The organism is Modicisalibacter xianhensis (genome assembly GCF_900113605.1).
In the GTDB taxonomy this organism is placed as follows: Bacteria; Pseudomonadota; Gammaproteobacteria; order Pseudomonadales; family Halomonadaceae; genus Modicisalibacter; species Modicisalibacter xianhensis.
On record NZ_FOPY01000010.1, the window covers coordinates 141,059 to 164,296 of the forward strand.

Genomic DNA, 23,238 nt, shown 5'->3' on the forward strand with positions numbered 1-23,238 from the left:
GAACCGGCGATTTGCCTAGCGATAGAGGCGGAAGCGCCGAAATTCCGGATGCCCCTGTTCTTCTTCCGGCGTCTTGCGATAGCGCTTGTACTCCCATTGATACTGCACAGGATCCAGATCAATGGCGGCTTCCACGCTGGCATTGACGCCACGCGCCGAGGTGACCTCGTCGGCGGCATAGACGCGCTCGTCGGCAGCGAGAAAATGGATGTCGAAACCTTGCCCGGCGCACCGTTTGGCCACGCCGGTCACTACCCGGGCCTGGGTGCGCGCGACCAGCTTGGGCAGCAGCGTGGCGGTATAGGCGGGGCGATGGTAGAAGTCGGCGAACACGCCGCTTCCCCAGCTAGGCACCTGATCGGGCAGGATGCCGACAGCCTCGCTGCGCTTGAGCGCCTTGAGCAGCGAGGCCACGCCGCGTGGGTTGGTGGGGACCAGGCTGGCTCCCATGCGTTCGCGGCCGTGACGGATGATCGGGTCGAGTTCGGCGATCTTGGGCGGTTCGTACATCGCGGTGAAGGGAAAATGGCTCGATAGCCAGAAGTTGAGGATTTCCCAGTTGCCATAGTGCGGAGCCAGGACGATCACGCCGCGGCCCTCGGCACGGGCCTCGTCGAGCAGTTCACGGCCATAGACGGCGTTCACCGAATCCTCGACGCGCTGCGGGGCGGCCATCCAGGCAAAGCCCAGCTCCAGCATGGTGGCGGTGGAGTGGATCATGCTCTGGCGTCCCCTGGCACGACGCTGATCCGGCGGCAGCTCGGGGAAGACCTCGCGCAGGTTGACGTCGGTGACCTGACGCTCACGGTGGCTGAAGCGATAGATCATTGGCCCGAGCAGGCGGGCCAGGCGCCATAACAGTGGCAGGGAACACGACGACAGCGTGCGCCACAGCGTGGCGATGGCCTTGGCCTGGATGGGCGAAGCGGAATCGGTCTTGCTCATGGCTCCACGCGGTGAATCATTGAGTCGGGCATTATAACCGGCTTGGCGGTCAGCTGCGTTCCGGGCGGCAGATCTCGATCAGGTTGCCATCGGGATCGCGCAGGTAGAGTGACACGATCGGGCCATTGGCGCCCTGGCGCGAGACCGGGCCGGCTTCGATGGGAACCTGCAGTGCGCTCAGGTGAGCCTGTACCTCATCGAGGGGCAGCACGCTTCTCACGCACAGGTCGATACTGCCCGGAGTGGGGCGGGCGGCCTTGGGGCTGGCCGCGGTATCACACTGGTGCAGGCGCAACGCCATGTCGCCAAGCATCAGGTCGACGCGCTCGTTGTCACGATAGCGGGCTTCCAGCCCCAGCACGCGCGTGTAGAAATCCACGGCAACGGGGATATCGTCGACGGTGACGACCAGATGGTCCGGGCCGGTTAACATGGCGTACTCCTGACTGTTTTCCTCAAGGATACGATGCCGTCCATGCCCCTGTCGTGCCCCCTGTGTGGGGAAATGCATATCCTTCCGTTTCATCGCGATAGCCGCCGCGACTACTGGCGCTGCCAAACGTGCCAACTGGTCTTCGTCGAACGTGGCCAGCATCTGTCATCCGCTGACGAAAAGGCTGTCTATGACAACCACGAGAATTCTCCCGAGGACCTTGGCTACCGGCGTTTCCTGTCGCGCCTGTTCACGCCATTGAACGAGCGCTTGGCCCCGGGAGCCCGAGGGCTGGACTTCGGCTGCGGGCCGGGGCCGACGCTATCGGTAATGTTTGAAGAGGCAGGACATGCCATGGCGCTCTACGACGTCTATTATGCGCCGGATCCCCAGGTGCTCGAAGACAGCTACGATTTCATCACGGCCAGTGAAGTGATCGAGCACCTTGCCGAACCGGGACGGGTAATCCCCCGGCTGGCCAGCCGACTGGTCCCCGGAGGCTGGCTGGGGCTGATGACCAAGCGTGTCCAGTCGCGAGAGGCCTTTGCCGGCTGGCACTACATTCTCGATCCGACCCATGTCAGCTTCTTCAGCGAGGCGACGTTCGAGTGGCTCGCCAGCCATCTGGACATGCAGGTCGAGTTTCCTGCTGCCGATGTCGTGCTATTGCACAAACCGTGCTCCCGCGCTTGAGATGTCGCGTGGCGCTTGCGCTCATTAGCAATTTCTACAATGGTTGGGGCAGGGCCACGCGACGTTGCCTGGCGTGTCTGTTGCGGTGCAAAAAAGGCGTTGCCGGGTAGGCGGCGGAAGGCTATATTTCGCCGCGCGAAACCCTGGCTCGACAATGCTCGGGCCGGTATCGGTTATTACCGGGGCGCGTTCACGGTGGCGATTCATTCATTTCGATGAAGGTCCTGCGTGGACGCGCCCTGTGTGTTTTTATTCAAGACAAGCATGAGGCTTCCGTTCATGTCGCGGCAGTTGTTGGCCATGGCTCTGGCTCCGTTGCTGGGGTTGTTCATTCTGGGGATCGGCAACGGCTTTCTGGCCACGCTCATTACCCTGCGTCTCGATGCGGCCGGCGAATCGGCGGTGGTCATCGGCTGGGTGTCATCCGCCTATTTCATTGGCCTGGCGATCGGGGCGGTCCTCAACGACCGGCTGCTGCTACGCATCGGACACATTCGTGCCTATGCCTGTTTTGCCTCGCTGGTAGCCATCACCGTTTTGCTGCAGGGACTATGGCTGGAGCCGTGGGCCTGGTTCGTGCTGCGCCTGATCGGCGGCTGGGCCACGGTCGGGGTCTACCTGGTCATCGAGAGTTGGCTGTTGACGGCGTCGGACACCAAGGTGCGTGGGCGGTTGCTGGCGCTCTACATGATTTCGCTGTATGCCGCCGGCGTCGTCGGCCAGTTGATGCTGGGCGTGACCGATGCCGCGGGCGAGGCGGTGCCGTTCATGGTCATCGGCATGCTGGCGTCGCTGTCGGTATTGCCCATGGCCGTGATTCCGCGGGTGTCGCCGCTGATCGAGCATGCCGAGCCACTGCCACCGCATCGCCTGATCATGCTTACGCCTACTGGGGTAATGGGCTGCTTCGGCTCAGGCCTGGCCATCGCTGCCATCTACAGCTTGTTGCCGCTCTACCTGCAACGTACCGGCTTTTCCGTCGACAAGGTCGGTCAGATGATGGCCGTCGTGGTGTTGGGCGGCATGTTGCTGCAGTATCCCATCGGGCGTTGGTCCGACCGTCACGACCGCCAGTTGGTGCTGATCCTGATCGGCCTGGCCTGTGCCGCCATCTCGCTGGGCGCCCTATGGTTACCGGGGCAGCCCTGGATGCTGGCGGGCATGCTGTTCCTGCTTGGGGGTGGCACATTCGCGCTTTATCCGGTCGCGGTCAGCCATGCTGCCGACCGCGCCCCGGCGGGGGCACTGGTGCGCATGAGTCAGGGCCTGCTGCTGATCAATGCCGTCGGCTCGACCCTCAGCCCGCCGCTGATTACACCACTGATGGGCCACATTGGCGACGTTGGGCTGTTCTGGGCCCTGGCGGGCCTGGGCGGCTTCCTGGCGGTCTTCTTCACCTGGCGGCGTAGCCAGCGTCCCGCGCCGCTGCCGATGGCGCCGTTCACGCCCAACCCGCCGATGACAGTCGTCGGGGCTGAGCTCAATGTCACCGAGGAACTGGTGCAGGGCGCCATCGAGCACGAGCATGTCGAAGACCTTTCCCATGCAGTGCCCGAAGTGTCCGTGGCGGAACCGCTACACGGGCCGCCGCGTCGGGAAGAGATGATCATCGAGTACGTGGACGAGGACAAGTTGCACTCGCGGCCGGTGGAGGCCCGCTAACGGGCGGGGTCGATGCGTCCGCCCAGCGAGGCATTACGCCGGAACCAGCCGGCGATGCTGGCCCGCGGGTAGCGGGTCGGCAGTACGGCGTGAGGCACCCGGTCGGAGAGGAAACACATGAACGTGCCGGCCTCGGGTCGGATGCGCGCCACTTCCTGCGTCTCATCATCCTCGGCATAGATGGCCATCTCGCCACCTCCGTCGGCCGGCCATTCGGGATTGAGATAGAGCACGGTGGACAGGACGCGGTTGGCGCGTCCCTGGAAGCTGTCGACATGGCGCTTGTAGAAGGCGCCGGGGGGATACTCGGCGAAGTGCGCCTCGAACTCGAACAGGCCCAGGTAGAGGGCACGATTGATCTGTTGCTGCAGTTCCGCCATCAGCGTCAGGTAATGTCGCTGCGCCTGGCTTTCGCGATCGAGCCAGTGGATGGCGTCACCGCGAATGTCGCGGCGTAACTGATGATGGTCGCCGCGGCCGATGCCGGCCTCACTCAGTGCCTGGCTGGCGGAAAGCTGTCGAAGCTCGTCGTGCAGGGCCTGGCACAGCGCGGCATCAATGAAGCGCTCGCCCGCGAACCAGCCCCGCTCGACCAGCGCATCGACCAGTTGTGCCAGGGCACTGCCATCCAGGCCGGCCAGGCCGCCCGGTACCATGAGAGTCGCGTTCATCGCGGACCTTACGTGTCGGTGTCGATATCGGGAACGGCGCGCCGCCGTTCGGGGCGGTAGTTCAAGGGACTGCCTGGCGGGGCATGATCGAGGCTGATCGACATGTCGAATCCCACCGACAGCAACTCCACCAGCATCATCGCCGACAGTCCCCAGATGACATGCCCTTGCGCCTCATAGCTGGGAACGTACAGGGTGCGCTCGCCGGCGATGATGACATCGGTGTGGTTGCGGCGATCCTCGAGGAACACGGAGAGCGGGACCTCGAAGATGGTGTCCAGTTCGCCCGGCTCGGGGCGTAGCGCCAGGCCGGGAGGAATCAGGCCGACGAATGGCGTGACGCGCAACCCATGCAGCGAGATCACATCGCCCAATTGGCCCAGCAAATGCACTCGCCGGGGCGAGAGGGCAATTTCTTCCTGAGCCTCGCGCAGTGCCGTCGTCAGCAGGTCGGGATCCTCGGGGTCGCGCTTGCCGCCGGGAAAGGCCACTTGGCCGCCATGCTGCTTGAGATGGGCCGCGCGCCGGGTGAACAGCAGCGTCGGCTCGTCGTGCTCGACGATGGGGATCAGTACCGCGGCCTGCCGAAGCGCCGGGCTGAGCTTGCGCGGTCGATGCGCTTGCAGGCGTTCGTGGAGTTTCTCTAACATGGAACATCCGTCGGGTTTCATTCCTTGTACCCAGCCCCCCGGTAAGCGTCAAGCCAAGTCGCGAGGTGTCCCATGAATTTCTGCAGCCACTGTGGCCAACGTGTGCGTCTCGCGATTCCCGAGGGCGACGATCGCCCGCGTTACCTGTGCGACGACTGCGGCACCATCCACTACCAGAACCCGCGTATCGTGGCCGGCACACTGCCGGTGCGCGACGGTCGGGTGCTGCTGTGCCGTCGTGCCATTGCACCGCGCAAGGGCTACTGGACCCTGCCCGCCGGGTTCATGGAAAACGCCGAGACGACGCTCGAGGCGGCGGCCCGCGAGACCTGGGAAGAAGCCTGCGCCCGGGTCGATGTGCATGACCTTTATACGCTGATCAACCTGCCGCATATCAACCAGGTCTACATGATCTTCCTGGCCGATCTCCAGGGTGGCTTCGCTGCCGGCCCCGAAAGCCTGGAAGTGGCCATGTTCGCCGAGGAGGAGATCCCCTGGGGCGACCTGGCTTTTCCCACCATCGAGCGCACACTGCGCCATTACTTTGCCGACCGGCCCGGCGAGGTGTTTCCGCTGCATATCAGCGATATCGGCGAGGAAGATCGCGAGCGCTACTTCGGCTCCGCCTAGATGTCCTCCAGCCGCCACACCTCGTAGGCCGGTTCCTCGTAGGGGTGAGCAGCCTTGAGCGCGGCGATGGCGTCGCGGATCAGGTCGTCGCGACATACCAGCTCGACCTTGAGTTCCGCCACACGCTCCAGGTCGCCGACGTAGCCGATGTGCGGGTTGGCGCCGTCGAGTGGGCGAAACTGGCCGAGGCCACGCGTCTGGAAGCAGCAGGCCTCGTAGTCGCCGATGCGTCCGGCGCCGGTCGCGAAGACCGCTTCCTTGACAGGTTCAGCCTCGCCGACGGGTACGAAGAATGCCAGCTTGTACATGTGAACTCCTTTGAGGTGTGCGAGAGTTGGGCGTTGCCTGGCAGGTGATTCGGCCTGCGCGTGCCCCCTGATGATGGCATAATGCCTGCCGTACGTACTTCGCTTTTCAAGGTCTGGATATCCCGATGCTCAAGTGGCTTGCGGTCGTGCTGATCGCTCTGCTCGGTCTATTGCAGTACAGCCTCTGGCTGGGTGAGGGTGGCTTGCGCGAGCTGACGCATATTCGTGCCCGTGTCGATACCCTGGCCGCCGAGACCGAGACGCTGGAGGCGCGTAACCAGCGTCTTGCCGCCGAGGTGGTGGATCTCAAGAACGGCCTGGATGCCATCGAGGAACGTGCACGCAGCGATATCGGCATGGTGCGCAGTGACGAGCAGTTTTTCTGGGTGCCGGGTGTCGAGGCCGAGGATTCGCCGGTGGCTGGCCGGGAAGGGGCCGGTCTGCCTCCGGCGGGTGTGCCGGCCACACCGCCGTCCGTTATCTCGGAGGAGGGGCGCCCATGAGTTTGATGCCAAGACTCTGGCTGATAGTGCCTGCAGCTGGCCAGGGCAGGCGCATGGGGGCCAGCCGGCCCAAGCAGTACCTGGACCTGAACGGCCGGCCCGTGCTAGCGCATACCCTGGCTCGGCTACATCGCGCCTACCCGCAGGCGTCGTTGCGACTGTGCCTGGATGAGGCCGATGCCTGGTTCGACCCGGCCTGGGTACCGTTTGTCGACTGGCGTCGAGTTCCCGGGGGGCAGGAGCGCGTGGATTCGGTCACCCGGGCGCTGGATGACCTGGCCGGCAGCGCCGGGCAGGACGATCTGGTGCTGGTCCATGACGTGGCGCGTCCCTGCGTGCATATCGATGACCTGACGCATCTGCTCGGCGTCCTGCAGGACGAGCGAGTCGGCGCGTTGCTGGCGGCGCCGGTCGCCGACACCATGAAACGCGCCGATGACCAGGGGCGAGTGGCTGCTACCGAATCCCGCGATGGGCTGTGGCATGCGCTGACGCCCCAGGGATTTCGCTATGGCATGCTGTGCGAGGCGCTGGCTACGGCACGGCGCGCCGGCATTGCCGTTACCGACGAGGCGTCGGCGATCGAGGCGTTGGGACTGGCGCCCCGCCTGGTCGCTGCCCGCCGTGACAATCTCAAGATCACCCATCCCGAAGACCTGAGCCTGGCTGCACTCATTCTGGAGGCCCAGGCGCGGGAGCGGGATGCCGCAATCGAGGAATGACATGCTCCGTATCGGCCACGGTTTCGATGTGCACCGCTTTGGCGATGGTGACCATGTAATGATCGGTGGGGTACGCATCGATTACGAGCGGGGCGTGATCGCCCACTCCGATGGAGACGTGCTGCTGCATGCCCTGTCCGATGCGCTGCTTGGTGCTTGCGCGCTAGGTGACATCGGTCATCACTTTCCTGACACCGACGCACGCTGGGCCGGTGCCGACAGCCGTGCGCTGCTGCGTCATGTGGTTCTGTTGGTCGCCGAGCAGGGCTATCGGATCGGCAACGTGGATGCCACTGTCATTGCCCAGGCACCCAAGCTGGCCCCACATATTGCGGCAATGCGAGCGGTGATTGCCGAGGATCTCGGTGTCGAGCTCGGGGCCGTCAATGTCAAGGCGACCACCAGCGAACGACTGGGCTTTACCGGTCGGGGAGAGGGCATCGCCGCCGAGGCGGTGGTCCTGCTCGAGGCGAGCAACGACCCGGCGCCGTCCCGCCAGCCCTTCGAGCCCGAGGCGTTGTTTGAGCCTCAGCCTGCCGAGCAGGAAGGGGGGCGCCGATGACCTCGGGCTGGCCTCCCGGCTGGCCCCATGCCCATGGCGGGCCGCTGGCGGCAGGCGAGTACCGGACGTCTCCCGAGGACTTCGTGGTCGAGGAGCGGCTTGACTTCACGCCGGAAGGCGAGGGCGAGCATCTTTGGCTGTGGGTCGAGAAGCGTGACCTGACCACGCTGGAACTGGCGCGTCGCCTGGCCCGGGCCTGCGAGGTCTCGCTACGGGACGTGGGGTTCTCGGGCATGAAGGATCGTACGGCGGTGACACGCCAGTGGTTGTCGGTGCATCTGCCGGGTCGCGAGGCACCGAACGACCTGCTCGAGCGCCTGGGAAACACCCCGGTTCGCGTGCTCGAGCAGCGCCGTCACCCGCGCAAGCTCAAGCGCGGCGTGCATCGTGCCAATGGCTTCCGGCTACGAATCAGCGGTCCGGCCGTCGAGCATTCCGAGCTGACATCGCGCTGGCGGCAACTGATCGAGCAGGGTGTCCCCAACTACTTCGGACCGCAGCGCTTCGGGCCGCAAGGACGCAATCTCGAGCGGGCACGAGCGATCCTGGCCCGTGGCTGGCGCAAGCGTGACGACCGCGAGGGGTTGATGCTGTCCACGGCGCGCAGCTATCTGTTCAACGAACTTCTGGCGGCGCGCCTGGTCGATGGCAACTGGGCGACGCCGCTCGATGGCGAGGTCTTGATGCTTGACGGCAGCGCCAGCATATTCTCGGTCGATCAGGTCGATCCTGCCCTGGTCCAACGCGCAGCGTGCCTCGACCTGCACCCTGCCGGTGTGCTGTGGGGAATCGGTTCATCGTTGGCGCAGGGCGAGGCGGGGAAATATGAAATCCGGTTGGCCAAGAGCCATGCCGGCTTATGCGCAGGGCTCGAGCGTGCCGGGGTTCGCCTGGCGCGTCGGGCATTGCGCGTACGCCTGGCCGACGCCGAACTCATACCTGCAGGCGAGACGTGCGAATTGCGGTTCGAGTTGCCGCGTGGCGCGTTTGCCACGGCGGTACTGCGCGAATTGATGGAACACCCGACCCTGTCTAGAGCGGCGTGACGGGGCGGATCGAACAATGAGAGCCTGTCTTGCAGCCACAGCTGCGGGCGGCCCGAGGAGACACGATGCGCAAGCTCTTGCTGTCCAATGACGACGGCGTCCATGCACCGGGGCTCAGGGCACTTCATGATGCCTTGCTGTCGCATGCCCGGTTGCGGGTGGTGGCGCCCGATCGCGACAAGAGTGGCGCCAGCAATTCGCTGACGCTGTCGCGGCCATTGGCGCTCACGGCACTGGACAATGGCTTCTACAGCGTCGATGGCACGCCGGCCGACTGCGTGTATCTGGGCGTGAACGGGGTCTGGGACGAACGTCCTGATCTGGTGATTTCGGGGATCAATCATGGCGGCAACCTGGGGGATGACGTGCTTTACTCGGGCACCGTCGCTGCGGCCATGGAGGGGCGCAATCTGGGTATGCCGGCGATCGCCATGTCGCTGGTCGGCTCGCGCCACTTCGAGACTGCCGGGCGCGTAGCGGCGAGTCTGGTCGGTGCAGCCGATACGTTGTCGTTGCCGCCGCGCAGTCTGCTGAACGTCAATGTGCCCGACCTGCCCTGGGAGCAGATCCAGGGCTTCCGGGTCACGCGCATGGGGTATCGTGGTCCCGCAGCACGGCCCTTGGAGGTTCGCGATCCTCGCGGGCGGGTGCGTTACTGGATCGCGGCCGCCGGCGAGAACGCCGATGATGGTCCCGATACCGATTTTGCGGCCATCGAGGCCGGCTATGTGTCGATCACGCCGCTGCATACCGATCTGACACGGCATACCGCATTGCATGACGTACAGGACTGGCTGGATGCGTTGTCACGAGTCGCTTGAATTCACGGGTATCGGCATGACCTCGCAGCGCACCCGTGACCGCATGGTGGGACGGCTGATCGAGTCAGGCATTCAGGATTGGCGTGTGCTCGACGTGATGGCCCGCGAACCACGCCACCTGTTTCTCGACGAGGCGCTATCGCACCGCGCCTACGAGGATACCTCGCTGCCCATCGGCCATGGCCAGACCCTGTCGCAGCCCTGGATAGTGGCGCGCATGAGCGAACTGGTGCTGGCCGCCGAGCCGCGCAATGTGCTCGAGATAGGTACCGGATCAGGCTATCAGACGCTGATACTGTCGCGTCTGGTCGAACAGGTTTGGTCGCTCGAGCGCATCCAGGCATTGCAGGCCCGGGCGCGGGGGCGCTTGAATCGGCTGGCGGCACATAACGTGCGCCTACGGCTAAGCGATGGCGCACATGGTTGGCCGGAAGCGGCGCCGTTCGACGTCATTCTCTTGACGGCCTGTGCCAGCGAGTTGCCCTCTGCACTGCTGGCACAGTTGAGCGATGATGGCGTCTTGATCACGCCGCTGGAAGATAACGAGGGCAACCAGTGGTTGACCCGTGTCCAGCGCCAGGGAGAAGGTTTTGATCATCAGCGGCTCGAACAGGTGCGCTTCGTGCCGCTACTGGAAGGAGTCATACGTTGAAGCGAGCGCTAGCGCTGTTTCTCAAGGGTGCCGGGATGGGCGCCGCCGATGCCGTGCCGGGTGTCTCGGGAGGCACCATTGCCTTCGTTACCGGGATCTACGAAGAACTGATTCATACCATCCGTCGCTTTGGTCCCGAAGCGCTTCCTGCCTGGCGGCAGGGAGGCTTCGCCGGGCTGGTCGAGTATCTCAACCTGGGCTTTCTGATCCCCTTGGTCATAGGCATCGGCTGCAGCCTGATTACTGTAGCTCACATGGTGACTTATCTGCTCGAGGCGCATCCGCTGTTGCTGGATGCGTTCTTCTTCGGACTGGTCGCGGCCTCGGCGTTCGTGGTCAGCCGCCAGGTCAGGGGGTGGCGCTGGTGGTACATCCTTCCGCTGGTGGTCGGGCTGCTGCTGGCCCAGGCCCTGCCCGACCTGATGCCGCACCTGACTGGGCTGGGCAACCTGCTGCTGGTGGTCAGCGGGGCCATTGCCATCAGCGCGATGCTGTTGCCCGGGGTGTCCGGCAGCTTCCTGCTGTTGACCATGGGGCTCTATGGCACCGTCATGGAAGGCATCAAGAGCTTCGATATCGCACTGATACTGCAGTTCGGGGCCGGCTGCGCAATCGGCCTGTTCACGTTTTCGAGACTGTTGTCGTGGTTGTTTCGCCATTACCATGAGCTGACATTGCAGCTGCTCATCGGCTTCATCGTCGGTTCGCTACCCACGCTGTGGCCCTGGCGCGAGATGATTAGCTATCGTCTCGGTCCCGACGATCAGCTGATTCCATTGGATTACCGTTATCTGCTGCCGGACGATTATGCCCTGCTGACCGGCGATTCCGCCCAGTTGGTGCCGGTGGTAGCGTTGATGGCCCTGGGACTGCTGCTCGTCCTGGTCGTGGGCGAACGCTCCACGTCGAATCGCAAGGAGGATTGACCCTACATGCGCAAGGCATTCGTGGTTTCGGCATTGATGCTGGGCATTGCCGGCTGCGCCGCACCCCCCAACAATGCGCCGGTGGTGCGCGACCTGTCGGCGAGTCGCAGCACGCAAGGCGGCGACACCGTTACCGTACAGAGCGGCGATACCCTTTACGGGATCGCCTGGCGGAACAATATGGACTTCCGCGAGCTGGCACAGCTCAACAATATCAGTCCACCCTATCGGCTGGAGCCCGGGCAGACGCTTCGCTTGAACGGTAACGCGCCAGCAGGCACGACATCTCAAGGGTCGGTTGCCCAGCGTTCGCAAGGCGTCGCCGTGGCCGGCGTCGATGCCTCGGGCAACGCCGCGTCGGGCGAAACACCGGACTGGTTGACCCCGGACACCCAGGCCATCGAGCGCAATCGTCGCCTGACCAGTCGCTCGCTGGACGAGGGACAGGCGACGTCGTCCTCTACTACCTCTGCCGCGGCACAGCCCAGCGGCGAAGCACTATCGGCCGCCGGCCGGGCCGGAGGCAGCGAAGCGCCCGGGCCGATCTACAATTATGGCAGCCCCGGTGCCGACGGGCAGCTCAGTGCGCGCGACCAGGCCGAGCGCGACGCGCTGGCCCAGCAGCGCCCCAGCCAGCAGGTAAACGCTTCGGCGGGGGCATCCCAGCCGACGGCCTCGGCACCCGAGGCGAGTGGCGCAAGTGTCGCCGACCAGAGCACATCGGCTGCTTCAGCAGGCACTGCCGGGTCCGGCAATCAAGCTGCAACCGCTTCGACATCGTCGGCGGGCGATACTGCTGCCAATACCACGACAACTGGCGCAGCGGCCGATGCCGGAACCGCCGTCGCAGGCGAGGCCAGCGGGCCGTCACGCGAGCAGCGGACCTTCCAGCCAGTCAAAGATATCCCCTGGCAATGGCCTGCGGACGGCCAGGTGGTGGGGCGTTTCGGTGACGGTTCCAATATCACCGCCGGCATTGATATCGCAGGCCAAAAGGGGCAACCTGTCAAGGCAGCGGGGCCCGGTATCGTGGTCTATGCCGGTAACGGTGTACGTGGCTACGGTAACCTTATTCTCCTCAAGCATAACGACCGTTATCTCAGCGCGTATGCGCACAATGACAGTCTAAGGGTCATGGAGAACGACGTCGTCGAGGCCGGTGAAGTCATTGCCACCATGGGCAACACCGATGCCGAGAGCGTCAAATTACATTTCGAGGTTCGCCAGGATGGCCAGCCTCAGGATCCCCTCAAGTTTCTTCCGCAACGCTGAGGGGCCAGTATCGCAGGGAAAGGACGGCCACCGGTCTTGCCGGTGGCCGCCCCAGACAGGGCATAACAACAATATCGGCCGGTCAACGACTGCATCTTACGAGTAGCAGACAACGGGGTAGCGAAATGAGCATGCTTGAACGGGACCTTCAGGATGTGGATCTCAATGAAGTCGACGACATCGTCGACGACGGCGCGGATGGCAAGGAGGATGAAGAAGCGTTCGAAAAGGCGCTGAGCCGCGAAGAGAACAACTACCACCAGAGTCTGGACGCCACCCAGATCTATCTCAACGAAATCGGTTTCTCGCCGTTGCTGACCCCCGAGGAGGAAGTCCATTTCGGACGCCTGGCCCAGAAGGGCGATCCTGCCGGGCGCCAGCGAATGATCGAGTCCAACCTGCGTCTGGTGGTGAAAATCGCACGACGCTATCTCAACCGAGGGCTGTCGCTACTCGACTTGATCGAAGAAGGCAACCTGGGCCTGATCCGGGCCGTCGAGAAGTTCGACCCGGAGCGTGGATTCCGGTTTTCGACCTATGCCACCTGGTGGATTCGCCAGACCATCGAACGGGCCCTGATGAACCAGACCCGGACAATTCGCCTGCCGATCCACGTGGTCAAGGAACTCAATATTTACCTGCGTGCGGCACGCGAGTTGACCCAGAAGCTGGATCACGAAGCAACCGCCGAGGAAATCGCCGAGTTTCTCGACAAGCCGGTAAGTACCGTCAAGAAGATGATGGGGCTCAATGAGCGCATCTCGTCAGTGGACTATCCGCTGGGCGGCGAAAGCGACAAGCCGCTGATCGAGACGCTGGCCGACGAGAACGAGAGCGGTCCGGAATCGTCCTTGGTGGATGTCGATGTCAAGCAGCATGTCGACGAGTGGCTGGCCGAACTGACCGAAAAGCAGATGGAAGTGGTGGTGCGGCGCTTCGGCCTGCGCGGTCACGAGGCGGCAACGCTCGAGGAAGTGGGCGAGGAGATCGGCCTGACCCGGGAGCGGGTACGTCAGATTCAGGTCGAAGCCTTGAAGAAGTTACGTCGCGTACTCGAGAAGCAAGGGCTCTCCCTGGATGCCATCTTCGAGTAACAGCGAACCGAAAGCGATTCTCTCGTTGCAGACGCGGGCCTCTGGGTCCGCGTTTGTCGTTTTGACTTGCACAATTCGTGCACGACATTTGCCAGATTGATTGGCAAGCTAACATGCGTCATTGTATGTATGATATGCGCAAGTCTCACGAAAGGAAAAACGTCGATGCCGTCCCAAGGTTTCTTCCAGCGTCACCGTGGTGAGTCGCGGCCATTGCGCCGCACGTGGCTTTCCCTGTGTGTCGCCGCCGGGTTCGCTACCCAGGTTCAGGCCGCCGACTTGCTGACCATCACTCGTGATGCGTTGGAGAACAATGCGGCATTGGCCTCATCACGGTCGATCTATAACAGTGTCGAGGCGACCCGTGATATTCAGCGCGCCGACCTGCTGCCCCAAGTGGGCGCCTCGGCGGGCGTCGCACGTAGCGACAGCTTCGAGAGACAACAGCAGGCGGGGGTGGCCTCGGGGCGGGGCGATGACGGATACAATGGCGCTAATGTCAGTGTCGAGGCGACCCAAGCGATCTTCGATGCCACCAACTGGTATCAGTACAGGCAGACCGCCGACCAGATAGATCAGCAGGCCCTGGTGCTCGAGGGCGACCGGCAGCAGTTGATCTACAACGTCACGGAAGCCTATTTCGAGATACTGCGCGCCCGTGACGTACTCGAGGCGCGTGTCGCCCAGGAACGCGCCATCCTGCGTCAGCTCGAACAGTCGCGTGAGCAATTCGAGGTCGGCCTGATTGCGATTACCGATGTGCACGAGGCCCAGGCATCGGCGGACCAGGCCCGCGCGCAGCGTATCGCTGCCGAGAGTGACCTGCAGATCAGCTTCGAGGCTCTCGAGCAACTGACCGGCAAGAATTACGACACCATCGATGGGCTGACCGACGCACTGCCCGTCGAGTCCCCGCAGCCGAGTTCGCGTGATGCCTGGGTGGCGCTGGCGCTGGAAAACTATCCGACCCTGCTCGCTGCCCAGGAAGCAGTGGAAATTTCGCGCAGCGACGTCGACATCGCCCAGGCCGGCTATCTGCCGACACTCGATGCCTACGCCCAGTACAATTACTCCGACACGGACCAGAACAACGTGTCGGGCTACAACTCGGGGACCGAAATCGGGCTTTCTGCCAACGTGCCGATCTTTACCGGGGGACGTACCAGTGCCCAGATCAACCAGGCCAGCTACCTGCTCGAGTCCGCCCAGTACGAGTTCGAATCCGAGCGGCGCTCGACGGTACAGCAGGTGCGCTCGCTGTTCACGCAGGTAGTCAACGACGTGCAGACGGTGGAGGCGCAGCGTCAGGCGATCATCTCCAGCCGCAGTGCCCTGGAAGCGACACGTTCCGGTTATGAAGTCGGGACGCGTAACATTGTTGATGTCCTTAACGCCGAGCAGGATCTCTATGACGCGCTGGCCAATTATGCCGAGGCACGTTATGCCTACGTCATCGACATGATAGCGCTGCGTCAGCAGACGGGGGTGCTCGACACCAGCAACGTGCGTGCACTCAACGATTGGCTGCGTGAAGAGGATGCCGTGCGTCTCGAGCTGCCCGGGCAGGAAGGCGGCGCAGCGAATGACATGAATATCGATCTGGATATCGGCGAGCCGCCACGCCCACCCCAGCAATAAGCCTGGATCTCGATTGTTCGGCAAGACGGCGAAACATTAGTCATTTCGACCAATGTTTCGCCGTTTTTTAGTGCAGAGATGGGTGAATAAGCGCGGCATTTGACAAATAATGGGGTTTTTCAAGGAGGCTTCTGCCATGGGGCGCCCGCTGGTTGCCGAGATCGACCTCGACGCATTGCGACATAACTATTGTCTGGCATGTGACCTGGCGCCTACCAGCCAGGCATTGGCGGTCATCAAGGCCGATGCCTATGGGCATGGTGCCGTAGCCTGTGCGCATGCACTGAGCGACTTGGTGCCGGCCTTTGCCGTGGCTTGCATCGAAGAGGCCGAAGTGCTGAGACAGGGCAGTATCGACAAGCCGATCGTGCTGTTGGAAGGGATCTTCACGCCCGACGAATTGCCCCGGGTCGAGGCGCTGGGCCTGTGGCTGGCAGTGCACAGCGATTGGCAGGTGGATGCCTTGCTGGCATATCAGCCTCGGTCGCCGGTCCCGGTCTGGATCAAGGTCGACTCCGGCATGCATCGGCTCGGTTTTCCACCGAAGTGCCTTCCTGATGTCTGGCACCGCCTGCAAGATGCGCCGGACCGTGTGACCGATCTACATTTGATGAGCCACTTCGCGACCGCAGACCTGCTCGATGACGGCTATTTCCATCACCAGATGGGGTTGCTCGAGGCGCTGGCCACGGAACTCGATGCTCCCACCTGCCTTGCAAATTCGCCGGCTACCCTGGCCTGGCCGCGTGCGCATGGCGCCTGGAACCGTCCCGGAGTGATGCTCTATGGCAGCGATCCGCTGGAAGGAGCCAACGATGCCAGTCGCAAGCTGAAGCCGGTAATGACACTGCGTTCCGAGATCATTGCCGTGCGCGATATCGAGGCAGGGGAGCCGGTCGGCTATGGCGGGCGCTGGATAGCACCAAGGTGCTCGCGAATCGGCGTGGTCGCCGCCGGGTATGGCGACGGTTACGATCGGCATGCCCTCGATGGTACGCCAGTGCTGGTCGACGGGCAGCGGACTTCGCTGGCCGGCAAGGTCTCGATGGACATGCTCACGGTAGATCTTACCGATCTGCCCCAGGCCGGGATCGGCAGTCGCGTCGTGCTCTGGGGGCAGGACCCCGACGGGGCGATCCTGTCGATTGATGAGGTCGCCCGCCATTGCGATACCATCAGCTATACCCTGCTCACCGGTGTGTTGCCACGGGTCCCGCGTCGCTATCGAAGAGACAAGGCGAGCGGCGAGGCCTGACGGTCGCTTCCCGGGCGGCTACAATGTCGCCCGGTATTCGAACTGACCCAAGGATACGGTTTGTCCAAGACATCCTTTCTGCATCCTCGTTATTGGCCGACCTGGGGATCGATCGGCCTGATGCGCCTGAGCGCCTGGTTACCCTGGCGGGTGAAACTGGCCGTGGGCAAGACCATCGGACTCCTCGCCTGGCGTTTTGCCAAGCGTCGCCGCCATATCACCGAGACCAACCTGCGCCTGGCCTTTCCTGAGCTCGACGAAGCCACGCGGGCCAGGCTGGTGCGTGACACCTTCGTTGCCAATGGCATTGGCATCGTCGAGACCGCTACCGGCTGGTGTCGCGATCCCGAGCACCTTCGCCATCGGGTGTCCTTCAAGGGGGAGGAGCACATGCACCAGGCCATGGCGCAGGGCAAGGGGGCGTTGATCATCGGTATTCACTTCTCGACGCTGGATCTTGGCGGGGCGCTGCATTCCCTGTTCTTTCCTGCCGATGTCGTCTACCGTCCACATGACAATGCCCTGTTCGAGCGTTTCATGACCCGGGCGCGCTCACGCATCTTCGGCAAGGCCATTGATCGTTATGACCTGCGTGGCGTGGTGCGGCGGATCAAGGCGGGACATGCCGTGTGGTACTCGCCGGATCAGGACTTCGGTCGCGAGGCCAGCGTATTTGCGCCGTTCTTCGGGGTGGAGGCCGCCACCATCAAGCTGACTGCCAAGATCGCTCGCATGACAGATGCGCCGGTCATGCCACTGATCTTTCATCGCAACCCCGATGATCGCACCTACACGCTGGAGTACCTGCCAGCCCTGGAGAATTTCCCGAGCGGCGACGAGGTCGCCGATGCGGCGCGGGTCAATGCCGTCATCGAAGCGGCGATACGCCGGCATCCCGAGCAGTACCTGTGGTTGCATCGACGCTTTAAGACCCGGCCGAGAGGTGAGGCGGGGTTCTACTGAGGGACGTACTAGCCGATACGGCACGACGCTTCAATAAGGAGAATACGCATGGATGCGAATGTCTTCGTCGTTGCCCTGGCCGTGCTGTTGTTCGGCCTGTTGGCCGGGCGGCTGCAGGGCACCCCGATCACCATGCCGATGGTCTTCACGGCGGTGGGGCTATTGCTGGGGCCGGGCATGCTGGGGGTCATCCACTTCGATGTCGAGAACGAGACGGTCAGCCTGCTGGCCGAAGCGGCGCTGGTCGTCGTGCTGTTCACCGATGCCTCGCGCATGGACCTGCGCACGGTCTGGAAGGAACATTCGCTGGCACTGCGGCTGCTTGCTATCGGCTTGCCGCTGGCTTTGCTGATCGGCACCGGGGCCGGCATGCTGCTGCTCCCCGAGCTGTCCTTGGGGGCCGTGGCGCTGCTTGCGGCGACGCTGGCACCCACCGATGCGGCACTGGGCCAATCGTTCGTCAACAACACGTCCGTTCCCCAACGCATTCGCCAGACACTGAATGTGGAAAGCGGGCTCAATGATGGCCTCGCCGTACCGTTCATCACCATCCTGCTCGACGTGGCGAGGCATCAGACAGGGGGGGCCTGGGGCTACGCCGAACTGTTCGTCTCGCTGGTGGGTATCGGCATTGGCATCGGCATTCTGGTCGGCTGGCTGGGGGGGCGTGTGCTCGAGTGGAGCGCCTCCCGCGACTGGGCGACGGAAACCACCCAGCGGCTGGCGACCATCTCGCTGGCGGCGATCGCCTATGCCGGTGCCGAGCTTCTGGGAGGCAACGGCTTCGTGGCGGCCTTCACTGCAGGGCTGGCGGTCGGGACATCGGCACGAACGCTGCTGCCGCGCACTACCGGGTTTGCCGAGGCTGAAGGGCAACTGCTGACGCTGATCACCTTCCTGCTGTTCGGCACTATCATGGTTGTTGACGTTTTTGGCGATGTTTCCTGGCGAATCATCGCCTATGCCCTGGTCAGCTTGTTCCTGGTGCGCCCGGTTGCCGTGGCGCTATCCCTGGTGGGGGCGAGGCTGTCGCTAGGCAGTGTCTCCTTCATTGGCTGGGCCGGACCCCGTGGGCTGGCATCCATCGTCTATACGGTGCTGATTGCCGAGGCCGCGGGCGTGCCTGGGGCGGAGCTGGTCTTCGTGGTCGCGGCCTGGACCATCCTGTTGAGTATCTATCTGCATGGCCTGTCCGCTGCGTCGCTCAGCGAACGTTATGCCAGGCACACGACCCGGCGTCATCACAGTGCCCCCGAACATCGGGAAACCACCGAACTGCCGGTATGCCTTCCGGCACGTCGAGAGACATCTCGATGACCTGAAAAGCGACGCCCCGCCTCTCGTGAGGCGGGGCGTCGGGCGCACGGAGCAGCGAAGGCGTATCAGGCGTCGATGCGCTTGTACTTCATCCGCTTGGGCGTGTCGTTGCCGACTCGCTTGCGATGGTCCGCTTCGTAATCGCTGTAGTTGCCCTCGAAGAACACAACCTGCGAGTCACCCTCATAGGCGAGGATATGGGTGGCGATGCGGTCGAGGAACCAGCGATCGTGCGAGATCACCATGGCACAGCCAGGGAAGGCCAGCAGGGCTTCTTCCAGGGCGCGCAGGGTCTCGATATCAAGATCGTTGGACGGCTCGTCGAGCAGCAGCACGTTGGCGCCCTGCTTGAGCGTCTGGGCAAGTTGCAGGCGACCACGTTCACCGCCGGAAAGGTCCGACAGGCGTTTCTGCTGGTCGTTGCCCTTGAAGTTGAAGCGTCCGACGTAGGCGCGCGAGGAAACCTCGTAGCCGTTGATGTTGAGAATATCCTGGCCGTCGGAGACCGCTTCCCACACTGTCTGCTTGTTGTCGAGGTTGTCGCGCAGCTGCTCGACGTAGGCGATGTCGACGGTCTCGCCGATCACCACATCACCCTCGTCGGGCTGCTCGGTACCGTTGATCATGCGAAACAGTGATGACTTGCCCGCACCGTTGCCGCCGATGATGCCGACGATCGCGCCCTTGGGAATCTGGAACGACAGGTTCTCGAACAGCAGCTTGTCGCCGTAGCGCTTGGAAACGTTGTGCAGCTCGATGACCTTGTCGCCCAGGCGCGGACCGGGCGGAATGTAGATCTCGTTGGTCTCGTTGCGCTTCTGGTAGTCGCCTGACTGCATTTCCTCGAAGCGGTTCAAGCGCGCCTTGCTCTTGGCCTGGCGGCCCTTGGGATTCTGGCGTACCCACTCCAGCTCTTCCTTGATGGCCTTCTGGCGGGAGGCTTCCTGCTTGGCTTCCTGTTCGAGACGCTTCTCCTTGGCTTCCAGCCAGTTGGAGTAATTGCCTTCGAAAGGAATGCCGTGGCCGCGGTCGAGTTCGAGGATCCAGCCGGCAACGTTATCCAGGAAGTAGCGGTCGTGGGTAATCGCTACCACGGTACCCGGGTAGTCGTGAAGGAAACGCTCCAGCCAGGCCACCGACTCGGCGTCGAGGTGGTTGGTCGGCTCGTCGAGCAGCAGCATGTCCGGGTTGGAAAGCAGCAGGCGACACAGTGCCACGCGGCGACGCTCCCCTCCCGAAAGGACACCCACGTTGGCGTCCCAGGACGGCAGGCGTAGAGCCTCGGCGGCCACTTCGAGCTTGCGCTCCAGGTTGTGGGCATCGGATGCCTCGATCAGGTTTTCCAGGCGCGCCTGCTCGGCGGCCAGGGCATCGAAATCGGCATCGGGTTCGGCGTAGGCGGCATAGACTTCGTCGAGCTTGGCCTGGGCTTCCTTGATCGCGCCGACGGCTTCCTCGACGGTTTCGCGTACGGTCTTGCTATCGTCGAGCTCGGGCTCCTGGGGCAGATAGCCGATGTTCAGGCCCGGCATCGGACGGGCTTCGCCGTTGTACTCGGTATCGACGCCGGCCATGATGCGTAGCAGGGTCGACTTGCCGGCCCCGTTCAGACCGAGCACACCGATCTTGGCACCCGGGAAGAAGGACAGCGAAATATCCTTGAGGATCTCGCGCTTGGGGGGCACGATCTTGCCCACCCGGTTCATGGTGAAGACGTATTGCGCCATGGAAATCCGGTCTGGTTGGAAGTGAAGAATGGGCAGATGATAGTGGCCGCTCGGGCGAAACGCCAGTCGGTACCGGCGTGAACGGCAACGGACGCCATAGCGTCCGTTGTCCATCGAAGCAATTCAAGTAATGACACGTGCCGTCGAAGACGAGCCTGAGCGGCTATGCGTCGTCTTCGTCGTCATCGATTTCGTTGAGCCAGTCGTCCTCGATGGCTCGCTTCAGTCGCCGTTCTTCCAGCAGGGCTTCGACCTGGCGGCGTGCTCGCAATGTATCGGTGCGATTATTGCGGGAACGGGAGAATTGCGCGTCATTGACGGCGTCGAAGAAATCCTGCTCGAGTTGGTCGTCGACAAGCGTTTCGCGGCTCATGCTAAACCCTCCACAGACGCTGTATAGCGAGCCGGCATCCCAATGATGCCTTTGCCCGCTATATAGCGCTAGTGAAGGGCAATGACAAGACTTGCAGAACGTTTTTTCTAGCCTGCGATATCTTCCGGCTTGCCACGCAGGGCTTCCAGCTCCTGCAGGGCTTCCATATAGGCCGTGACATCCTTCTGTACACCGATGTAATAGGTCAACTGGTCCTGCTCGTTGAACACCGGTGTAATTGACAGCTCGTTCCAGAACAGGCTGCCATCCTTGCGATAGTTGCGAATGACTTCGCGGCAGGGATGCCCTTCGGCAATGGCCTGGCGAATGTGGGCCAGGGCCGTCTGGTCGCGGTCGTCGCCCTGCAGGAATCGGCAGTCCTGGTAGAGAATATCGTCGGCAGAGTAACCGGTCAGGCGTTCGAACCCCTGGTTGACGTAAATGAGGATGGTATCGTCGCCTTCCTGCTCGGCCACGGTGATGCCATCCTCCGAGGAGTTGACGATCCGTTCCAGCAGCTCTGCGTTGATCATCGGGGGTCTTTTCATGCGCCTTGCGGTCCTGTTGGCTCGATCAATCTTTCATCATGGCCAGCCACGCTGGGCTTTTCAATATCGTAAGGCACAAGCCAGCCCACTCACTCCACGTCGGGTAGCCGATGCGCAGTCACGGCTGCCGCCAGCGCCAGCAGGGCCAGTGCCAGCAACAGGATGTCGCTGCCTAGCCATTGAGCCAGCAAGCCGATCATTCCGCCTGCCAGCAACAGCAGCACCCCGGTCAGTGTATTGGACAGCGCGACATACAGGGCGCGGTTGTCGTTGTCGGCCAGGTCGACCACATAAGTCTTGCGCCCCAGCCGCACGCCGGCATGAGCAATCACCAGCAGGCCGTAGACGAGGGCGAATGGCCAGATCGAGGTAGACCAGTCGCTCGGCGCCCAGGCGATCGCTGCCGCAGCCAGGCAGCACAAGGCCGCGATGAGACCGGCATCGCGCATGACCCGGCGGCTCGAGACGTCGGCCCGCTTGCCCCATAGCGGGCTGGCGAGCATGCTGGCCACTCCCGAAATGATGATGAGGATGCCCAGCCCACCGAGGTTCTCGCCACTGCGCTGCTGGCCGAGCAGGGCGATGTAGGGCAGTGCCAGGGCGCTGGAAAGCAGCAGGGCGCGAGCGACATTGAATTGCAGGAAAGCCCGATCCTTGCGCAGCAGGCCCAGGCCGCGTTTAACGCTTTTCCAGGCGTTCTCGCCACCCTGGGTGGCGCCACGCTCCTCGCGGATCAGGGCCACACACAGGGCGTTGCCCAGCCAGCCCAGCGCCGCAATGCCGAGCAGGATGGCCAGCGCCTGGATGCTTGGCTGGTCGTCGAACAGTATCAGTATGGCGCCGGCAAGCAGCGTGACTGCGCCGGCAACGCTGCCGCTCCAGCCCTGCAGGGTGCCGCGCCGGCGCTTGGCGATGGTTTTTCCCATCACGTCCTTGGTGGCAATGGAGGACAAGCCGCGTGACAGCGACAGCACGACCAACAGGCCCAGCACCAGGCTCCCGCCCAGGACGCCTCCGGCCAGTAGCACCGTCAACGCAAGCAGGACGGCGCAGGCTGCCTGCAGCACGCCGCCAATGGCCCATACCCACTTACGTTGCGGCATGCCGCGGATGAACCCGGCAACAAAGACTTGGGGCAGCAGCGAACCGGCCTCGCGAATCGGCACCAGCAGGCCGACCATCCACACCGGCGCCCCGATCGCCCCGAGCAGCCAGGGCAGGACCAGGCGTGCGCTGGCCATTTCGTCAGCCAGCTTGTTGCCCAGCGAGGCCAGTAGCTGGCGTACGAAGTTTCCCGGTTGCTCTCGGCAGGCATCGTCGGAGATATCCTGACAAAGACGGCTGTCCTCGTCGCCGGTCAACTTCTCGAACAGTTTCGACTGGCTGATGCCGGTCTCGGCCATGGACTGACTCCTCGTGCCTGTCGCATTCCTGCCGGGAGTGGCCTGCGAAGGTCTGCCGGCAAGTTGTTATGATAGCCATCGTCCATGACACGGAGACAACGACGATGGCACGGATTCGCATCCATTATTGCACGCAGTGCCAGTGGCTACTGCGTGCGGGCTGGTATGCCCAGGAATTGCTCTCGACCTTCGGCGAGGACCTCGAGCAGGTCGCGCTGGCGCCCAGTCACGGCGGCCACTTCGAAGTGCTCTTCGACGACGAGGTGATCTGGGAGCGCAAGCGTGACGGCGGCTTTCCCGACGTCAAGGAACTCAAGCGCCGGGTGCGCGACCGGTTGGATCCGGAGCGCGATCTGGGCCACATCGACCGCTAGCCTGGCTGAAAACAGCTGCGCTCGGCCATGCTGCGTTGTAAACCCGGTTC

The 23,238-nt window shown here is 63.3% G+C and carries 26 protein-coding genes; 17 read left to right on the forward strand and 9 right to left on the reverse strand.

Going from position 1 to position 23,238, the window contains the following annotated elements:
* Positions 1-15: 15 nt before the first annotated feature.
* Both BM194_RS13275 and BM194_RS13280 read right to left on the reverse strand, forming a co-directional pair.
* The gene (locus tag BM194_RS13275; RefSeq protein WP_092847458.1) at positions 16-945 is read right to left on the reverse strand and encodes a lysophospholipid acyltransferase family protein; all 930 of its coding nucleotides are present in this window, start codon (positions 943-945) and stop codon (positions 16-18) included.
* A 49-nt stretch (positions 946-994) separates the two neighbouring features.
* Positions 995-1,378, reverse strand: coding sequence for a VOC family protein (locus BM194_RS13280; protein WP_092847459.1), 384 nt, complete (start codon positions 1,376-1,378; stop codon positions 995-997).
* Positions 1,379-1,420: 42 nt separating this feature from the next.
* On the opposite strand from BM194_RS13280, the gene BM194_RS13285 reads away from it, so the two are divergent.
* Positions 1,421-2,071: a class I SAM-dependent methyltransferase gene (locus tag BM194_RS13285; RefSeq protein WP_092847461.1), complete on the forward strand. Its 651-nt coding sequence runs from the start codon at positions 1,421-1,423 to the stop codon at positions 2,069-2,071.
* A gap of 279 nt (positions 2,072-2,350) precedes the next feature.
* On the forward strand, positions 2,351-3,733 hold the full coding sequence (locus tag BM194_RS13290; protein WP_092847463.1) for an MFS transporter: 1,383 nt from the start codon (positions 2,351-2,353) through the stop codon (positions 3,731-3,733).
* On the opposite strand, the gene BM194_RS13295 is transcribed toward BM194_RS13290, so the two are convergent.
* Complete coding sequence (locus BM194_RS13295; protein WP_092847465.1) at positions 3,730-4,389, reverse strand: 2OG-Fe(II) oxygenase; 660 nt, start codon at positions 4,387-4,389, stop codon at positions 3,730-3,732. The genes BM194_RS13290 and BM194_RS13295 overlap by 4 nt on opposite strands.
* A gap of 23 nt (positions 4,390-4,412) precedes the next feature.
* On the reverse strand, positions 4,413-5,054 hold the full coding sequence (locus tag BM194_RS13300) for a CoA pyrophosphatase (RefSeq protein ID WP_092847466.1): 642 nt from the start codon (positions 5,052-5,054) through the stop codon (positions 4,413-4,415).
* Between the two features lie 72 nt (positions 5,055-5,126).
* On the opposite strand from BM194_RS13300, the gene BM194_RS13305 reads away from it, so the two are divergent.
* Complete coding sequence (locus BM194_RS13305; RefSeq protein WP_092847468.1) at positions 5,127-5,684, forward strand: NUDIX hydrolase; 558 nt, start codon at positions 5,127-5,129, stop codon at positions 5,682-5,684.
* Here BM194_RS13305 and BM194_RS13310 read toward each other — a convergent pair.
* Positions 5,681-5,992, reverse strand: a complete 312-nt coding sequence (locus tag BM194_RS13310) for a YqfO family protein (protein WP_092847469.1) — start codon at positions 5,990-5,992, stop codon at positions 5,681-5,683. The genes BM194_RS13305 and BM194_RS13310 overlap by 4 nt on opposite strands.
* A 125-nt stretch (positions 5,993-6,117) precedes the next feature.
* On the opposite strand from BM194_RS13310, the gene ftsB reads away from it, so the two are divergent.
* The 13 genes from ftsB to BM194_RS13375 all read left to right on the forward strand — a co-directional run bounded on the left by ftsB (position 6,118) and on the right by BM194_RS13375 (position 18,763).
* The gene (gene ftsB, locus BM194_RS13315) at positions 6,118-6,495 is read left to right on the forward strand and encodes a cell division protein FtsB (protein ID WP_092847470.1); all 378 of its coding nucleotides are present in this window, start codon (positions 6,118-6,120) and stop codon (positions 6,493-6,495) included.
* Between the two features lie 5 nt (positions 6,496-6,500).
* Positions 6,501-7,217 (forward strand): 2-C-methyl-D-erythritol 4-phosphate cytidylyltransferase, encoded by a 717-nt coding sequence (ispD, locus tag BM194_RS13320; RefSeq protein WP_092847566.1) that lies wholly within the window; start codon positions 6,501-6,503, stop codon positions 7,215-7,217.
* Position 7,218: 1 nt separating this feature from the next.
* The gene (gene ispF, locus BM194_RS13325) at positions 7,219-7,779 is read left to right on the forward strand and encodes a 2-C-methyl-D-erythritol 2,4-cyclodiphosphate synthase (RefSeq protein WP_092847471.1); all 561 of its coding nucleotides are present in this window, start codon (positions 7,219-7,221) and stop codon (positions 7,777-7,779) included.
* Positions 7,776-8,825 carry a tRNA pseudouridine(13) synthase TruD gene (gene truD / locus BM194_RS13330; RefSeq protein WP_092847473.1) on the forward strand — a complete coding sequence of 350 codons (1,050 nt, stop codon included), beginning with the start codon at positions 7,776-7,778 and terminating at the stop codon, positions 8,823-8,825. The genes ispF and truD overlap by 4 nt, the downstream gene beginning before the upstream one ends.
* A gap of 65 nt (positions 8,826-8,890) precedes the next feature.
* Positions 8,891-9,646, forward strand: a complete 756-nt coding sequence (gene surE / locus BM194_RS13335; protein ID WP_092847474.1) for a 5'/3'-nucleotidase SurE — start codon at positions 8,891-8,893, stop codon at positions 9,644-9,646.
* Positions 9,624-10,298, forward strand: coding sequence for a protein-L-isoaspartate(D-aspartate) O-methyltransferase (locus BM194_RS13340; RefSeq protein ID WP_092847475.1), 675 nt, complete (start codon positions 9,624-9,626; stop codon positions 10,296-10,298). The genes surE and BM194_RS13340 overlap by 23 nt, the downstream gene beginning before the upstream one ends.
* Complete coding sequence (locus BM194_RS13345) at positions 10,295-11,224, forward strand: DUF368 domain-containing protein (protein ID WP_092847476.1); 930 nt, start codon at positions 10,295-10,297, stop codon at positions 11,222-11,224. Before BM194_RS13340 ends, BM194_RS13345 begins: the two co-directional genes overlap by 4 nt.
* 6 nt (positions 11,225-11,230) lie before the next feature.
* Positions 11,231-12,496 carry a peptidoglycan DD-metalloendopeptidase family protein gene (locus BM194_RS13350; RefSeq protein WP_092847478.1) on the forward strand — a complete coding sequence of 422 codons (1,266 nt, stop codon included), beginning with the start codon at positions 11,231-11,233 and terminating at the stop codon, positions 12,494-12,496.
* Between the two features lie 125 nt (positions 12,497-12,621).
* On the forward strand, positions 12,622-13,590 hold the full coding sequence (gene rpoS, locus BM194_RS13355; RefSeq protein ID WP_092847480.1) for an RNA polymerase sigma factor RpoS: 969 nt from the start codon (positions 12,622-12,624) through the stop codon (positions 13,588-13,590).
* Positions 13,591-13,755: 165 nt separating this feature from the next.
* Positions 13,756-15,228, forward strand: a complete 1,473-nt coding sequence (locus tag BM194_RS13360) for a TolC family outer membrane protein (RefSeq protein WP_092847481.1) — start codon at positions 13,756-13,758, stop codon at positions 15,226-15,228.
* Positions 15,229-15,364: 136 nt separating this feature from the next.
* Positions 15,365-16,483 carry an alanine racemase gene (gene alr / locus BM194_RS13365; protein WP_092847482.1) on the forward strand — a complete coding sequence of 373 codons (1,119 nt, stop codon included), beginning with the start codon at positions 15,365-15,367 and terminating at the stop codon, positions 16,481-16,483.
* A gap of 60 nt (positions 16,484-16,543) precedes the next feature.
* On the forward strand, positions 16,544-17,446 hold the full coding sequence (gene lpxL / locus BM194_RS13370; RefSeq protein ID WP_092847484.1) for an LpxL/LpxP family Kdo(2)-lipid IV(A) lauroyl/palmitoleoyl acyltransferase: 903 nt from the start codon (positions 16,544-16,546) through the stop codon (positions 17,444-17,446).
* A 48-nt stretch (positions 17,447-17,494) separates the two neighbouring features.
* Positions 17,495-18,763, forward strand: a complete 1,269-nt coding sequence (locus BM194_RS13375; RefSeq protein ID WP_092847487.1) for a cation:proton antiporter — start codon at positions 17,495-17,497, stop codon at positions 18,761-18,763.
* Positions 18,764-18,828: 65 nt separating this feature from the next.
* On the opposite strand, the gene ettA is transcribed toward BM194_RS13375, so the two are convergent.
* The 4 genes from ettA to BM194_RS13395 form a co-directional block, all read right to left on the reverse strand.
* Positions 18,829-20,490, reverse strand: coding sequence for an energy-dependent translational throttle protein EttA (ettA, locus tag BM194_RS13380; RefSeq protein WP_092847489.1), 1,662 nt, complete (start codon positions 20,488-20,490; stop codon positions 18,829-18,831).
* A gap of 163 nt (positions 20,491-20,653) precedes the next feature.
* Positions 20,654-20,863: a PA3496 family putative envelope integrity protein gene (locus BM194_RS13385; RefSeq protein WP_092847491.1), complete on the reverse strand. Its 210-nt coding sequence runs from the start codon at positions 20,861-20,863 to the stop codon at positions 20,654-20,656.
* Between the two features lie 107 nt (positions 20,864-20,970).
* Positions 20,971-21,411: a PAS domain-containing protein gene (locus BM194_RS13390; protein ID WP_092847497.1), complete on the reverse strand. Its 441-nt coding sequence runs from the start codon at positions 21,409-21,411 to the stop codon at positions 20,971-20,973.
* Positions 21,412-21,500: 89 nt separating this feature from the next.
* Positions 21,501-22,814: an MFS transporter gene (locus tag BM194_RS13395; RefSeq protein ID WP_092847501.1), complete on the reverse strand. Its 1,314-nt coding sequence runs from the start codon at positions 22,812-22,814 to the stop codon at positions 21,501-21,503.
* 104 nt (positions 22,815-22,918) lie between these two features.
* Between BM194_RS13395 and BM194_RS13400 the strand changes: the two genes are divergently transcribed.
* The gene (locus tag BM194_RS13400; protein ID WP_092847503.1) at positions 22,919-23,188 is read left to right on the forward strand and encodes an Rdx family protein; all 270 of its coding nucleotides are present in this window, start codon (positions 22,919-22,921) and stop codon (positions 23,186-23,188) included.
* Positions 23,189-23,238 lie beyond the last annotated feature (50 nt).